General features: G+C 65.4%; 9 protein-coding genes and 1 pseudogene. All 10 read right to left on the bottom strand.

The window, feature by feature from the left end; all coding sequences use genetic code 11:
- Positions 1-598: 598 nt before the first annotated feature.
- A pseudogene (locus NU1_RS02030) lies at positions 599-2,434 on the bottom strand (alpha/beta hydrolase-fold protein); the annotation flags it as partial.
- 205 nt (positions 2,435-2,639) lie between these two features.
- Positions 2,640-3,680: an alpha/beta hydrolase gene (locus tag NU1_RS02025; protein ID WP_170264310.1), complete on the bottom strand. Its 1,041-nt coding sequence runs from the start codon at positions 3,678-3,680 to the stop codon at positions 2,640-2,642.
- 372 nt (positions 3,681-4,052) lie between these two features.
- A complete protein-coding gene (locus NU1_RS02020; protein WP_067516720.1) occupies positions 4,053-5,030 on the bottom strand; it encodes an alpha/beta hydrolase in 978 nt (325 codons plus the stop codon).
- 165 nt (positions 5,031-5,195) lie between these two features.
- Positions 5,196-6,236 carry an alpha/beta hydrolase gene (locus tag NU1_RS02015; protein WP_067516718.1) on the bottom strand — a complete coding sequence of 347 codons (1,041 nt, stop codon included), beginning with the start codon at positions 6,234-6,236 and terminating at the stop codon, positions 5,196-5,198.
- A 296-nt stretch (positions 6,237-6,532) separates the two neighbouring features.
- The gene (locus NU1_RS02010; protein WP_067516716.1) at positions 6,533-7,588 is read right to left on the bottom strand and encodes an alpha/beta hydrolase; all 1,056 of its coding nucleotides are present in this window, start codon (positions 7,586-7,588) and stop codon (positions 6,533-6,535) included.
- A gap of 674 nt (positions 7,589-8,262) precedes the next feature.
- On the bottom strand, positions 8,263-10,359 hold the full coding sequence (locus tag NU1_RS02005; protein ID WP_157551940.1) for an arabinofuranosyltransferase AftB family protein: 2,097 nt from the start codon (positions 10,357-10,359) through the stop codon (positions 8,263-8,265).
- Entirely contained in the window at positions 10,337-11,284 is a 948-nt protein-coding gene (locus NU1_RS02000) for a decaprenyl-phosphate phosphoribosyltransferase (RefSeq protein WP_067516714.1), read from the bottom strand. The genes NU1_RS02005 and NU1_RS02000 overlap by 23 nt, the downstream gene beginning before the upstream one ends.
- A gap of 26 nt (positions 11,285-11,310) precedes the next feature.
- Complete coding sequence (locus NU1_RS01995; protein ID WP_067516781.1) at positions 11,311-11,799, bottom strand: phosphatase PAP2 family protein; 489 nt, start codon at positions 11,797-11,799, stop codon at positions 11,311-11,313.
- A 215-nt stretch (positions 11,800-12,014) separates the two neighbouring features.
- Positions 12,015-13,991, bottom strand: coding sequence for a glycosyltransferase (locus NU1_RS01990; RefSeq protein WP_067516712.1), 1,977 nt, complete (start codon positions 13,989-13,991; stop codon positions 12,015-12,017).
- Complete coding sequence (gene glf / locus NU1_RS01985; protein WP_170264308.1) at positions 13,988-15,184, bottom strand: UDP-galactopyranose mutase; 1,197 nt, start codon at positions 15,182-15,184, stop codon at positions 13,988-13,990. The genes NU1_RS01990 and glf overlap by 4 nt, the downstream gene beginning before the upstream one ends.
- Between the last annotated feature and the right edge of the window lie 48 nt (positions 15,185-15,232).

Raw genomic sequence — 15,232 nt, 5'->3', positions numbered from 1 at the left:
TCCGCCTCTCCGCGACTTCAGGCCAGACTTAGGCGCGGGGTGCGGTCGCGTTGGCGACCGGCGGTTTTCCTGGTCGCTCGGTCCGACCCATACCTGCCGAGTTACCCAGATCCTCACGAAATCATTAATCACGTAGTCCTGATCAACCGACGGCGTACCGGAAGTATCAGTCGTTCGGTCAGGGGAATCCCGGCGAGCTGGCCGGGGGTATGTCCAGCACGATGGTCGGGGTCCCGGGCGTGGTCGCGGGTACCTGCGGCAGCACCTCGGGGGTTGCCGCGGCGGGTGCGGGTGCCTGCGGCATGACGTCCGCGGGGGCATCCGGGGCCGCTGCCGGAACCTGCGGTCCCAGGACAGGCGGGATCGCGGGTGCTTGCGGTGCGGCGGCCGGAGCCTGCGGGACGACGTTCGGGACTTGTGGGACAACGTTCGAGGCCTGCGGGGCGGCCGCCGGAGCCTGGGCTGCCGGGGTCTGTGCCCCGGGCGCCGGTGCTGGCGGGGCTTGCGCCGCCGGAGCCGGAGCTTCGGGGTTCGGCGGGTCCGCAGGGGTGTCGGCGGGGAGGGCGGGGAGGGCGACGGGGCGGCCGTCTATGGCTACCACCTGTGCCTTGTCATCCTTGACGATGACCGTGCCGCCCTGGAAGGACTGCTGGGTGCCACCGGGGATCTGGGTCTCGTCACCGGTCGGGAAACCCAGCTGGCCGTTCTCGAAACCCAGTGCGCCCCAGGCATCCATGACCGCGCCATTGCGGACGCCCCAGGCACCCGATAGTGGGCTCCAATAGATATTGCCGCCCTCGAATCGAGTCATCCGGCCGAAGTCCTTGATGCCGATCTCGTCCGAGGTGGGGAAACCGAAGGGGCTGTCCTCGTAACCCAGTTGCGAGTATTTGCCCAGGATCAGGCCCTGCACCAGGTGCGCACCGGATGCGGGGCTGAAGTAGATGGGGCCGTGCTCGAAACCCTGCACCACGCCATCCTTATGCGGAGTGGCCTGCTCGAGCCCCGTCGGGTAGCCCGCCGGACCACCCTCGTAGCCCTGTTTGCCCCACTCGTCCAGAATCGCGCCGCGCACCGGATGCGCGCCGGTCTGCGGGGTCCAGTAGATGGCCCCGGTCTGGAAGGTCTGGAAACGCCCGCGACCATCCGGTAGCAATTGCTCACCACTGGTCGGCAGACCCAACCCACTCCCCGGACCGGAAACTCCCTGATACGTACCGCCGATCATGCCGCCGGTCGGGATAGCGCCGGTGGCCTGCGAATAGAACACCTGCCCGCCCGTAAAGTCCTGTGCCACACCATTGGCCGCGGGGTATTCGGCGGTCAGACACTGCCCGAGCCAGTTATTGGCCTGGACGACCCCGGCGATCGCGCCGCCGATCCGGCAGCCGCTCGGTGTCGCGTCCACACCGATGGCGGCCGCGGCCTGCGGCCACGATTGCCGCATCTCGAAGTCCCAGTACGGCCAGGTATGGGTGCCGGACTCCCGGTAGTTCACCTGCACCGGGATGGTGACCTTATTGAGTTTGGCGACGAAGTTCTGGGTTGTCAGCCGCGACAACACCTCCAGGCCCATACCCGCGTAATTGGTGGTGATACCCGGGATATCGGAGAGCGGATCGGTCGCGCCCGCGGTACCGCTGCCGCTGGAGACATACAGGCTGATGTCCTTCAACTTCTCCGCCAGCTGATACGGATCATGCTCTGCCCACAGCTCACTCGTCGGCGGACCGAACATGGCCTCGGAGCTGAATCCGCCCGCATCCCGCATGGCGAAATTCACCGCCTGCGGCATACCGAGCGTGGTCAGGGTCAGGAAGCCGGAGTAGGAGGCGGCGTGGCGCACCCAACCGGGATTGCGCGCGGCCAGGAACATGGCCGCCGTGCCGCCCATGGAAAGCCCCTCCACGCCACGCACGTTCGTGGCGCGCCACTGACCCTCCAGCAGCGGTGGGAGTTCCTTGGTCAGGAAGGTTTCCCACTTGTAGTTCTGGCCGTTGTTCGGCTCCAGCCAATCGGCGTAGAAGCTGGACTGACCGCCCACCGGCAACACCACGGTGACGTTCTTATCGGCGAAGAATTCGTCGGCGCTCGCATCCTTGGTCCAACCGTTCTCGTCATCGGTGGCGCGTAGGCCGTCGAGGAGGAATAGCACCGGGAATTTGGCGTCCGGGCGCGAATTCCAGTCCCGCGCCAACAGCAATTGCACCTGGACCGGCCTGCCCATGGCGGGCGAGTTCACCCACAGCGCCACGCGCCGGTCGCTCAACCAGACCGCGCGTTGCACGGTCGCGGGAGCCGCCACCGCCGCCGCTTCGGGGGCGGCGGCTACCGGGCCCGCGACGATAGGCCCCGCCGCCAAGGGCAGCAGAGCAGCAGTGATGCAGGCGGCCCAACGCTGCGCCTGTTTCGCCCCACTAACAACACCAGCCACACGAGTGTTGTACCTCGATCCGGGCAATCACCCAGGAAGGCGCGCGGGACCGAGACATAGTTGGCGAGTCGTGCGGTGACGCCTATTCACATTCGGCACCCGGGCGACGGCCCTCGTACATCACCAGACGTGCCGGTCAGCGGCTGGAAACGCAACGACGCCGGTGGTCTCTGTCGAGACCACCGGCGTCGCGGACTAATTCAGATCAGGCGTTCAGCGCGGCCAAGATGCCCGGGCGGGCATTCATGAGCTGATCGTGCCAGTAGCGCCACGAGTGGGTACCGGCGCCCGGGAAGTCGAAGTGCGCCGGGATGCCGAGCTGACCCAGGCGAGCCTGGAAGGCCCGGGTGTTCACCATCGACAGCGCCTCGAGCACGACGGCATTACCGGTATTGAACACGCCCACAGCCGAATTCGGCTGATCGTACGGACCCGGCAGACCGGAGGCGGCCGAGATGTACATCGGCAGACCCTTCAGCTGCGGAGCGAAGACGAACGGGTCCATGCGCAGCCACGCCGGGCTCCACGGTGCCGCCATCGAGTCCACATTGAAGCGACCCGCGTCCAGCATGGCGATGCGAATGGCCTCGCGCATACCCGGTGCGGAGATGTTCAGGTAGCCCGAGAACGCCGACGCGTGCTTGAACTGCTCGCGGTGGTACGCGGCCAGCGCCAGCGCGGCCGAACCGCCCATGGACAGACCCGCGATGGCGTTATTGGTACGCGAAACGCCGTAGCCCGCCAGGAAGTCGGGGAGTTCCCTGGTCAGGAACGTCTCCCACCTGTAGGTGTACTTCTGGCCGTTGGTGTTCGACGGTGAGTACCAGTCCGCGTAGAAGCTGGACTGACCGCCGACCGGCATCACCAGGGTGATGTTGTCGTTGGCGAAGATCCCCGGGCCATCGCCCTCGGCGGGATCGCTCCACGCATTGCGATCATCCTTGGCGCGCAGGCCGTCGAGCAGGTACAGCGCGGCATCGCCGCCCTGGCTTGCCCACTTCACCTGCACCTTGATCGGGCCCATGGTGGAGGGCACCATCAGCTCTTCGAAACCACCCGCGGGCGCGCGCAGTACTGGTCCATGAGTGGGAGCGGCGGTAGCGAGGGTCGGGGCGACCATGCCGGCGGCAATGGGCAGAGCCAGCGCAGCAGCACCGGCGGCCATCATCCGCTTACCCCAACCACGGGACGCGCCCCGCCGTCCCGACTCGACTCCCACCTCTGCGGCGGTCCTGCCGAAACGCATGAATACTGCTCTCTTTCTGCTGTTGTGGCCGGAGCGCTCAACCCGTTCACATCGGACCCCGACTATCCGTTGCGATCGACGGCGCTACCACGATGTGGTCACACTTGCGCTCGCTGGACGATATTCGACGGCGAATGCCTTAGCAAGACCGAGGCAATCACGTGGCCGAAATCCGCCCATACGGTGACCGTAATCGTGCGGTGACCTTAGCGTGGTTCGCACGAGATGTCGCGGCGAACGGAAAAACGTTACGGCTCAACAGTAACCACCGGCCCGGCTTTCCCGTGACACCGGGCCCGGCGGTTCGAAGCCGTTCAGCGGGAGAGTTTTTGGTTCACTGATTCACTCACTCAGCCGAGCGCACCGGACGGACTAGCCGATATTCGCGCTCAGGTCGGGCAGCATGTTCAGCACCTGGTCCTGCCAGTAGAGCCAGTTGTGCACCCCATCGGGCGTGTACTCGAAGTGCACATTGGTGGGTCCGAGGCTGTCGAGCCGCACCTGAAAAGCGCGGGTATTGGCGAGCGCGACACTCTCCAGCACCATGGAATTGCCGATGTGGAAGGCGTCGATCGGCGCGCGGACCTGATCACGCACGCCGGGCACGCCGTTTCCGCACGATATCCACAGCCGAGTTCCATTGGCGCGCAGTAGCGGAGCGAATACGAAGGGGTCGTTGCGGAGCCACAGCTCACTCCAGGGCGGGCCCCACATGGAGTCGATGTTGTATCCGCCCGCATCCAGCAGGGCGGCTCGCAGACCCTCCTTCATACCCGGTGCCGAGATATTCAGGTAGCCGGAATACGAAGCGGCATAACGGAATTGATCCGGGTGGTAGGCCGCGAGTACCAGGGCCGCACTACCGCCCATGGACAGGCCGAAAACTCCGTTGCCGCGCGGATTGAACCCCAGCCGGTCGGTCAGCGCATTGCGCAGATCCCGGGTCAGGAAGGTTTCCCAGGCGTACGGGGCGGCCTGGCCATTGGTATTGCTCGGCGCCACCCAGTCCGAATAGAAGCTGGACTGCCCGCCGACCGGCATCACCACATTGATATTCCAGGCCGTCAGCACCCGGGAGACATCGGTATCGATTTCCCAGCCGGACAGGTCGTTTCGCGCCCGCAGGCCGTCGAGTGCGTACACCACGCGCTGGGTATTGCCGTCCGCGGCGCGGAAGACCCGGGATTTGATCGGACCCATACTCGAGTCCACCCAGAAGTCGAAGCCACCCGGATCGAAGGAGGCAGACGCCGGCGCGCCCATTCCGCCCACCGCCCCCGCCAGCGAGATAGCCAGCGCGGATACCGCGGCCGCAGCCAGGGCTCGTATCGAAGAACGCTTGGACCGCATCGACTTCGCCTTCCGCCGATCATCGTTGACCGCACCCGAAATGCACAACTGTCTTGCCGCTCTTACATGTCTATAGACGCATATGGCTGGTGCGCGAACGGCGCAACGCCCCTGGATGCGGAATCGTGATTCGCGTCCAGGGGCGTTGACGGATTTAGCGGCTACCTATCCGATATTGGCCGACATATCCGGGATCATGCGATACGCCTCTTCCTGCCAGTTGGTCCAGGCGTGCAGACCGGCATTCGGGAACGAATACACCACGTTCTGCGCGCCCAGCGACATCATGCGCACCTGGAATGCCCGGGTATTGGCCAGCGCGAGAGCTTCCAGCGGCCCACCGCGCACCAGTCGGTCCGCGGCCGCGCCGAACGGTATCTCCAGGTCCTGCTGCATGGGCAGACCGCTACCGGCCGCGATCCAGAGCCGGGTGTTGTTGGCGATCAGCGAGGGTGCGAAGACGAACGGATCCATCCGCAACCACTGCGGTCCCCAGGGCGGCGCCATCGCGTCGACGTTGTAGCCACCCGCGTCGACCATGGCCAGGCGAATGGCCTCACGCATACCCGGCGCGGAGATATTCAGGTAACCGGAGAACGAACCGGCGAAGCTGAACTGGTCCGGGTGGTACGCGGCCAGGGTCAGCGCCGCGCTGCCGCCCATGGAGAGTCCGAAGGCGCCATTGCGATACGGGTTGAAGCCCAATCGATCTCGCAGCGCCCAGCGCAGCTGATTGGTCAGGAAGGACTCCCAGTCGTACCGGTAGCTCTTACCCGGTCCGGACAGGAACGCCTCGGTCGCACCCGATCCGGAGGATGAGCCCGCACTGCCCGGTGGCACACCGAAGAAGTTGCTGGGCGCGTTCCAATCGGCGTAGAAGCTGGACTGGCCACCGACCGGCATGACCACATTGATGTTATTGGCGGCCAGCACCTGGGGGACGTTGGTGTCGTTCTCCCAGCCGCTGATGATCTCCGTCGCACGCATGCCGTCGAGGGCGTAGACGACCCGATTGGTATTGCCGTCGGCGGCGCGCAGGATGCGAGTCTTGATCGGCCCCATCACCGGGGAGTCGACCCAGAAGTCGAAGGCGGCGGGATCGAAGGCGGCGGCGGCCGGTGGAGCCATCGGCGCGGCAAGCCCGAGTGGTAGGAGTAGCGCCGCGGCTAACCCCAACGCCGATCGCATCAAGCTGGTACCGCGCATTCGATCTCGTCCTCCGTCTGAGCAGTCACCCGGAGCAGATGCGCCGAGTTGGTGTTCCGAGCAGTTCTTCGAGCTATTGGTCCAACCTGCTCGATAGAGCAGTGGCTACCTATTGGTCTTCGGTACCAAACGAGTATCGGACGTCCGACCGATCTTGTGGCGGTCTCGGGCATGGCGAGTCCGGATAGTGATCAAACGCGAAACGGCCCCGCGGCGCTGTGCTGGCGCGTGCGGGGCCGTTCGAATCTCCTTCTAGCTCACCCTATTCGGATTCGCTATCAGCAAATTACTGGCTATCAGCCGATGTTGGCGGAGAGGTCCGGGATCATGCGATTGACCTCGCCCTCCCAGTTACGCCAGTTGTGGATACCGAACGCCGGGAAATCGTAGCTGACGTTATTGGCACCCAGGGTGGCCATGCGCACCTGGAAGGCACGGGTATTGGCCAGGGCCAGGGCCTCCAGGCCCATACCGTTCAGCGTCGAGAAGGCGACCGGGTCACCGTTCGGCAGGCCGCTGCCCGCGGAGATCCACAGGCGGGTGTTATTGGCCTTCAGACGCGGCGCGAAGACGAAGGGGTCCATGCGCAGCCACTGCGGGCCCCACGGCGGCGCCATGGCGTCCACGTTGTAGCCACCGGCGTCGACCATGGCCACGCGAATGGCCTCACGCATGCCGGGCGCGGAGATATTCAGGTAGCCCGAGAAGGAACCGGCGAAGCTGAACTGGTCCGGGTGGTAGGCGGCCAGCGTCAGTGCGCCCGATCCGCCCATGGACAGACCGAACACGCCATTGCGGACCGGGCTGAAGCCCAGCCGGTCCCGCAGCGCGTTGCGCAGGTCCTGGGTGAGGAAGGTTTCCCACTTGTAGGTGTAGCTCTTGCCGGGGCCACCGTTGGCCAGCTGCAGTGCACCCGAGCCCGAGGAGGAACCCGAGGCGGAGCCCGAGGACGAACCGGCGGGGAGGCCGAAGATGGTGCTGGGTGCGTTCCAGTCGGCGTAGAAGCTCGATTGGCCGCCGACCGGCATGACCACATTGATATTCGCGGCGGTCAGCGCGCGCGACACCTCGGTGTCGATTTCCCAGCCGCTCAGGTCCTCGCGGGCCCGCATACCGTCGAGGGCGTACACGACCCGGTTGGTATTGCCGTCGGCCGCGCGGAAGACGCGCGACTTGATCGGCCCCATGCTGGAGTCGACCCAGAAGTCGAAACCATCCGGGTTGAGCGCGGCATTGGCGGTTCCAGCGCCTGCCACCGACACCCCGAGCGGCAGCAACATCGCCAGAGCGACACCCAGCACCGATTTCTTGAACCAGCCGCGGGATCTCTGACGTCTATCCACGCCTCGCATAGCTTTGTCCGGCCTTTCGTCTGTGCGCGCCGGAACTTCCCTGCCGAAAGAACCGGCGGCATCGTGGTCTTGCAGTCACCGCGCAGCGCATAGGGGCATGCGGCCACGGCGGGCATACATCTCGAGGAGCCTATCGCGAGTACCGGGCCCAGGCGTTACCAAACCGAGATGAAAGTGAGCAGAAGCACGGTTTGCCCGAAAGGTGGCGTGTCACCTGCATCGACACGCGGGCGGTCGGCTAAGGAAACCCTGTCCCTCGCTAACGAGACGGCGTTGCGGGTGGGAACTCGTGCCGTCATGACGCGAATCACAGGGTTCGGGACGGGTGAGGTCACTCGCACCTGCCGATGCGGAGGCGGGACTCGTTATGCCGCTGAGCTATGAGTGGGGTCCGAGGGGGTGGATTCCGGCCAAGAGCACGCCGGAATGACGGGAACGGAGGCCTGCCGGAATGACGAGGAGCGGCGACGCCGATTGACGCGCGACGACGCGGACGGCAGAGGCGAGGGGCGGCGGAAACGGTGCGGAGACGGCGTGGGGCGGCCTGGGGCGGCGGCGGAGCGACGAAGACGGCGAGCAGCGGCAGAGAACTCTGGGAACGCTCAGGAGTTTCGGGGACGGCCGCACCCCCTCCGAGTTTCCGGAGGGGGTGCGGGTTGGCGCTATGCGATGGCTCAGCGCGGGGCGGGCGGTGGGGTGGTGGGGTCCACCAGTCCGCAGCGCTGGATTTCGTACTTCGGTACCCGGTCGATGCGGTACGAGGCGAACCTCAGGGCATTTTTGAGGTTGTGCCGGAAGCGCTCGAAGGTGAGCGGGTCGCGGGAGGAGATGAGCAGCGCCTGGGTATCCGGGCAGGACAGCGCGGTCCGGGCCTGGGTCACCCACTTCTCATCCATGTACCAGGGCAGCCACGGCTTCTGGTCGACCATGCCGGTATCCACGATCACCCAGTCGGGATAGAGGCTCTTGTCGTGGCCGATCCGTCCGTCAGTGAGCCGGTCGGTATGCGCGGCCAGCGGGTAGGCCAGTCCCATCGGGTCGATGACCCGCACGTCGAGCGGCACATTCATGCTGGTCATACCGAGATTGAGGAAGTACACGGTATGCCCGTACCCGCCCTCGGGGATGGGCTGCGGCGGCGGCGCGATGTACCAGAACCGGAAGGACGGCGAGTTGAGCAGCAGTCCGCCGTCGGGGGTGCTGGCAATGTCATCGACCATGGCCCGCATACGCGCGTAGTCGAGGTAATCCTCGGCGCGAATGGGATGGTCGTGCCCGGTATTGAGGACGTAGTACACCCGCTCGTCCACGATGCCCGACGAGCTGATCTTGGTGCCGGTCTTGATGGCGGTGGTGTTGCAGGCGTACAGCGCCCAGCCGACGGTGCCGATCCAGGCGGCGACCATGAGCACGAAGGCCCAGTCGACGCGCTGGAAAGCGGTCTCGCCGTCCGGATTCCGCCGAGGAAGGCGAATCGGGACCACCATGACCGGCAGCAGCAGGCTGAACAGCTGCGGCAGCAGCATGCGGCCGTGCATGAAGTCGCCGCCGACCCGGATCTCGTAGATGACGAGCAGCAGACCGCTACCCACCATGAGCGCCACCACGGCGGCGGGGGTACGCAGCCACGTACGGAAACCATCAATCCGCCCGCGCACTCCCGTCACCGCACCCGTCGTTCCGGCGTGCTTTTGGCCGGAATCCACCGATGCTGGTTGCGGTTCCTCGGTCTGTGGATCCCGGCCAGAAGCATGCCGGGATGACGAGGAGGACACTGACGACGAGGACGCTGACAGGGAGGTGCGCCATGCGGCCGAGCCGAGAACGGTCAGCAGCACCAGCGGCACCAGCAACCAGTACGGCCCCAGCAGATCCCAGAGGTACAGGAGGCCCTGTCCCCATTTGGCCCCGCCCGCGTCCTTGGCGACCGCGGTATTCGGATAGGGCAGTCCGTAGTAGCCCATCCGCCAGATCTGGTACCCCACCGGCACGATTCCGGCCGCGGCGATAATGATGCCGCGCAGGACGATCGGGCGCAGCCGGGTCTGTGGCAGCGGCGCGCAGAAGATCATGAGCAGTGCCAGCGCACCGACCAGGGTCAGCTCGGGTCGAATCAGCGGCGCCAATCCGGCGGTGAAGACCAGTCCGAAAAAGCTTGCCAGGCGTACCTTTTCGGCCTGGCTCCAGCGAATCATCCACCACCACAGCAGCGCCAGCCAGAAGATGACGAGGCCGGACTCCAGTCCGGAGGTGGCGTAGTCGCGGGCCGGGGGCACCGCGATGTAGACGAGCGCGCCGGCGGGCAGCAGCAGCGCGGAACCCGTTCCGCCCCACAGTCGTGCCGCGCCGAGCATGGCGAAGACGATGGCCGCCACCGACAGCACCAGCGCGATGGCGAGCACCACGTACTCGAGTCGCGCCTGGGTGAGCCAGCTGAAGAACCAGACGAGGTAGGTCCAGACCGTGCTGGTATTCGCTTCGACGCGCTCACCCGCATTGAATACGGGACCATTGCCCGCGAGCAGGTTGCGCACCGTGCGCAGCACGATGAGGCCGTCGTCGGCGATCCAGCGCCGCTGCCAGCCGCCGACCGCGAACAGCGTCGCGGCCAGCACGATCCCACCGACGAATGTGGCGCGAGATAGTCGCGTAAAGCGCACCGAGTCACCGGTACGCCGCAAAGACCGCCCGACCGGCAATTGCTCGGTCGGGTTCGGGCCTTCTTCGCTTTCTCGTCCCGCTACCACATCAGGTGAGATAGACAGCGACACCTACCGCTCCGATCCAGGCGATTGCGAGGAACTGGAGGATCCGGTCCCCCAGGGCGATCTCTTCGGGCTCACCGGCTTCACCGCCGTCGACATCCACCGCGTAGCGCAGAATCGCCACGGTGAAGGGGATCATCGAGATGGCGAACAGATCCGTGTCCTTCTCCCGACCCTGTTCGAAAGCCCACAGACCGTAGAACACGACCACCGCGGTAGCGGAGACGGTCCAGACGAAACGCAGGTAGGTCGGCGTGTAGTACTGCAGTGACTTGCGGATCTTGGCACCGGTGTCGAGCGCGATCTTCAACTCGGCATAGCGTTTGCCGGCCGCCATGAACAGCGAACCGAACGCCATGATGAGCAGGAACCATTGCGACAGTTTGATATCCGCCGCCGCACCACCGGCCACCGCGCGCAGCAGGAAGCCGGAGGACACAATGCAGATATCGAGGACGGCCTGATGCTTGAGGCCGAAGCAGTAGGCGAGCTGAATGCCGATGTAGACACCCATCACCACGGCCAGATGCCAGTTGGCGACGAACGACAGCAGGATCGAGCCGGTGAGCAGCACCAGCGACAGCGCGTAGGCCAGATTCACCGGCACCACACCGGCGGCGATCGGCCGGTAGCGCTTGGTCGGATGCGCGCGGTCGGCTTCCACATCGAGGGCGTCATTGATCAGGTAGATACCCGAGGCGGCGAGGCAGAACACCGCGAAGGCGATGCCGACATGCCAGATGACCGTCCAGTCACCGACGACGAGGTCACCGGCGGCGGTCTTGCCCGCGGCCAGCGGTGCGGCGAGGACCAGCACATTCTTGACCCACTGACGCGGGCGCGCGGCCTTGACGAGGCCACCTGCGAGGGTCTTCGGCGGACCCTTGATTACCGCCTCGGCTAGGTCGGTGCTGGTCGGCTCTTCGCTCATATCAACGCTGGCTCTTTCCTGTGTCGTCACTTGGCGAATCTCTTTTCGGCGGCAAGCACTGCGGCGGCTGATGCGGCGCCCAGCGCGGAGCCGGCGAGCACGTCGGAGGGGTAATGCACCCCGAGTACGACACGGGACAACAGCATCGGCGGGACGAGCACCGCTGGCAAGGGTAGCCCGGTGAGCCTGCCGAGCAACACCGCCGCCGCCGTCGTGGAGGTCGCGTGTGAGGACGGGAAGCTGAGCTTGCTCGGTGTCGACACGTTGACCTGCACGGACGGATCGTTCGGGCGGGGGCGACGCACGACACGCTTGATGACGACCGATGCGGCGTGTGCGCCGAACGCGCCGACGGCGACACCCGCCCATTGGCGGCGCCGCTTCTTGTCGACGAGCGCACCGGCCGCACCGATGGCCATCCAGCCGAGTGCGTGCTCACCGAAGTGCGACATACCGCGCGCGGCCTTGATGACGGTCGGGTGCTGTCCGATGGTGCCCTGCACCGCATTGAGCATCCGGACCTCGACGGGCGGCACATCCGCACCGCAGCACCCGCCACCGCAGCAGCTATCCACCTCGTCGTACCCGGCACCCGAAATTCCAGCAAGCTCGTCGGCACCCGGCATTTCGGCGGACTCCCCCGCCCCCGTCATTCCGTCGTGCTTCTGGCCGGAATCCACAGCGGAGATGGGCAGCTCACGGTCGGTACCGAAGGCGTCGGGGGCGGCAGTCACTTGCGATCTCCTGCTGAGTTATTGGCGTCCGAACCGGAATCGATGCCGAAGACGTTCTCCCAGGCCGAGGTGCTGGTCAGCCACGGGTGCGCCCGGCGGTATTCCTCGCGCACCTGCGGGAACCGCTCGGCCAGTTCCTTGCGCAGCCGCATGGCCTCCCTGAACAGGGCCATGGCCTGACGCGGATCGCGCTTGCGGTAGACCACGCCGCGACCGTCGGCGGTGGTGACGGTGACGCCGTCCACCTGCGACAGCAGGAACCAGCGTGCGTCCAGCGTCGGCACATTCAGCTGCGGGGTTTCGTGGTGCCGGGTATCCGCCCTGCGGAAATTGTGCAGTACGCCCTTGCCCAGCCGGACGATCTTGGCGAGTGGGTTCGACGGTTCGCCGACCGCGCCCACATCGGATCGGCTGGCCATCGGCAGCTCGGTCGAGGACGGCACGACAACCGCGTCCGGGTACTGCTTGCGCATGGCGTGCACCTTGCCCAGTGCGCTCGGCAGCAGCTCGAACAGCTTCTCCGGCCCGGCCAGGTAGTCGCGAATGGCCTCGTTCTGAATGGCCACCGTCGAATATTCCAGGCACAGCAGGTGTTTCAGCGTCGCCTTGACGGTATTGACGACCATGGGCCGACCGTCGTTTGGCAGATGCAGCGAGGCGACGACCAGGCGATTGCGCAGGTGGAAGTACGCCTGCCAATCGATGGCGTCGTCCTTATCGCTCCACGCCATATGCCATACCGCCGCACCCGGCAGGGTGACGGTCGGATATCCGGCTTCCCTTGCGCGCAAACCGTATTCGGCATCGTCCCACTTGAGGAACAGTGGCAGCGGCTGCCCGAGCTCCTCGGCGACCCGACGCGGAATGACGCAGGTCCACCAGCCGTTGAAATCGACGTCGATCCGCCGGTGCAGCAGTTTGGAATTGTCGCGATCGCGCAGCGGATACTTCGAGAAGTCGTGGTCGTACTCGACATTCGGCGCCGCGGTCCACATGAAGATGGAGCGGTCCACGACCTCGCCCATGGTGTGCAGGTGCGAACGCTCCTGCAGGTTGAGCATCTGGCCGCCGGTCAGGATGGGCGATTTGGCGAAGCGGGAGAAGGCGAGCGCGCGCAGAATGCAGTCGGGCTCGATCTCGATATCGTCATCCATATAGACGATGTACTCGGCGTCGGTGGTCTTGAGCGCCTCATACATGACCCGGCTGTAGCCGCCGGAGCCACCCAGATTGGGCTGATTGTGGAAGGCCAGGCGATCACCGAGTGCGGCGGCGGCCTCGGCGAAACCGGGCTCGTCCACCACCTTGCGGGTGCCCTGATCCGGAATGATCACGGCCCTGATCTTCTCCAGCACCAGCGGATCGGCACCAAGGGCCGCAATGGTTTTCACCGCATCGGTGGGCCGGTTGAAGGTGGGCATGCCAATGGCGATGCTGCCCTCCCCCGGCGCCTCCATGGGCGCGTACCAACCGCCGCTGCGCAGCTCGACCGCGGTATCGGTGGTGATGTCGAACCAGATCCAGCCGCCGTCCTCGAACGGCGCCAACTCCACCTCGAACTCGACGGCGGTCTCGTGTGCCGATCCCGAGGCGTGGCTGGTGGTAGCCGGTGTGCTGAACTCGTTGCCCTGCACGTGAATTCGGGAACCGTCCGCCTTGGAACGGTAGACGTCCACCCGGCCGTGGCCGGACAGATCCAGCCGCAGCACCACCGACTTCAGTACCGACCAGCGCCGCCAGTAGCTGGCGGGGACGGCATTGAAGTAGGTGCAGAACGACACTTCCGATTCCGCACCGATGGACAGTGAGGTGCGCGACGGGGCATGGGCCCGACGGGCATTGGTGTCGGACTCCTCGAGGTACAGCTTGCGCACATCGAGGGGTTCACCCGGCCGAGGCAGGATGATGCGCTGTAGCAGCGACTTCGCACGGGTGTCGGTGGTCATCTCTTCCAACATCACTTGGGCGGTCATTCGGCGGTGTCCACCAAGGGGGCTCCGGATTCCAGGTGCGGGCGCAGCACATTGTCGAACATATTCAGCGCGCTACCGATGGCCATATGCATATCGAGGTACTGGTAGGTGCCCAGACGGCCACCGAAAAGCACCTTGGCATCGGCGGTTTCCTTCTTGGCGCGGTCGCGGTAGGCGAGGAGCTTGGCGCGGTCGTCCGGGGTATTGATCGGGTAGTACGGTTCGTCGCCGGTTTCGGCGAAGCGCGAGTACTCGCGCATGATGACCGTCATATCGGTCGGGTAGTCGCGCTCCGGGTGGAAGTGACGCGGCTCGATAATGCGGGTGAAGGGCACATCCGCATCGTTGTAGTTCATCACCGAGGTGCCCTGGTAGTCACCGGTTTCCAGATGTTCGGTCTCGAAATCGATGGTGCGCCAGCCGAGTTCGCCCTCGGCATAGTCGAAGTAGCGATCCAGCGGGCCGGTGTAGACCACGGGCGCATCCGGGTTCGCGGCGCGAATCTCGTCGCGCACGTCGAACCAATCGGTATCGAGGCGCACCTCGATGAGCTCGGATTCGGCCATTTTCGCCAACCACGCGGTGTAGCCGTGCTTCGGCAGACCCTCGTAGGCGTCATTGAAGTACCGGTTGTCGAAGTTGTAGCGCACCGGCAGCCGGGTGATATTGCCCGCGGGCAATTCCTTGGGGTCGGTCTGCCACTGCTTGGCGGTGTAATCACGGATGAAGGCCTCGTAGAGCGGACGGCCGATCAGTGAGATGGCCTTTTCCTCGAGGTTGCTCGCGTCCTTGGTGTCGATTTCGGCGGACTGTTCGGCAATGAGCTTGCGCGCCTCGTCGGGTGTGAAGTAGCGACCGAAGAATTGCGAGATCATGCCCAGCCCCATGGGAAGGCTGTACGCCTGGCCCTTGTGCAGGCCGAAGACGCGATGCTGGTAGTTGGTGAACTCGGTGAACTGGTTCACGTAATCCCACACACGTTTATTCGATGTGTGGAACAGGTGGGCACCGTACTTGTGGATTTCGATACCGGTTTCGGGGTCCGCCTCCGAGTACGCGTTGCCGCCGAGGTGGTATCGGCGATCGACCACCAGAACCCGCTTACCCAGCAGGTTGGCGGAGCGTTCTGCGATGGTCAGCCCGAAGAAGCCGGAGCCGACAATGATGAGGTCGAAGGGGGATGCGACGGTCACGGGAGCCCAGAGTATCGGAAGGGTGCACTCCCGCGCTGGGGGCCGTCT

Origin of the sequence: Nocardia uniformis NBRC 13702 (assembly GCF_001613345.1) — a bacterium.
Taxonomy (GTDB): Bacteria; Actinomycetota; Actinomycetes; order Mycobacteriales; family Mycobacteriaceae; genus Nocardia; species Nocardia uniformis.
This window is presented reverse-complemented; position numbering and strand designations above follow the sequence as displayed.

What these genes read in the sequence shown, in the direction of transcription:
- NU1_RS02025 (WP_170264310.1), bottom strand. Translation starts at nt 3,680, where the DNA reads ATGCGTTTCGGCAGGACCGCCGCAGAGGTGGGAGTCGAGTCGGGACGG.
- NU1_RS02020 (WP_067516720.1), bottom strand. Translation starts at nt 5,030, where the DNA reads ATGCGGTCCAAGCGTTCTTCGATACGAGCCCTGGCTGCGGCCGCGGTA.
- NU1_RS02015 (WP_067516718.1), bottom strand. Translation starts at nt 6,236, where the DNA reads ATGCGCGGTACCAGCTTGATGCGATCGGCGTTGGGGTTAGCCGCGGCG.
- NU1_RS02010 (WP_067516716.1), bottom strand. Translation starts at nt 7,588, where the DNA reads ATGCGAGGCGTGGATAGACGTCAGAGATCCCGCGGCTGGTTCAAGAAA.
- NU1_RS02000 (WP_067516714.1), bottom strand. Translation starts at nt 11,284, where the DNA reads ATGAGCGAAGAGCCGACCAGCACCGACCTAGCCGAGGCGGTAATCAAG.
- NU1_RS01995 (WP_067516781.1), bottom strand. Translation starts at nt 11,799, where the DNA reads ATGCTCAATGCGGTGCAGGGCACCATCGGACAGCACCCGACCGTCATC.
- NU1_RS01990 (WP_067516712.1), bottom strand. Translation starts at nt 13,991, where the DNA reads ATGACCGCCCAAGTGATGTTGGAAGAGATGACCACCGACACCCGTGCG.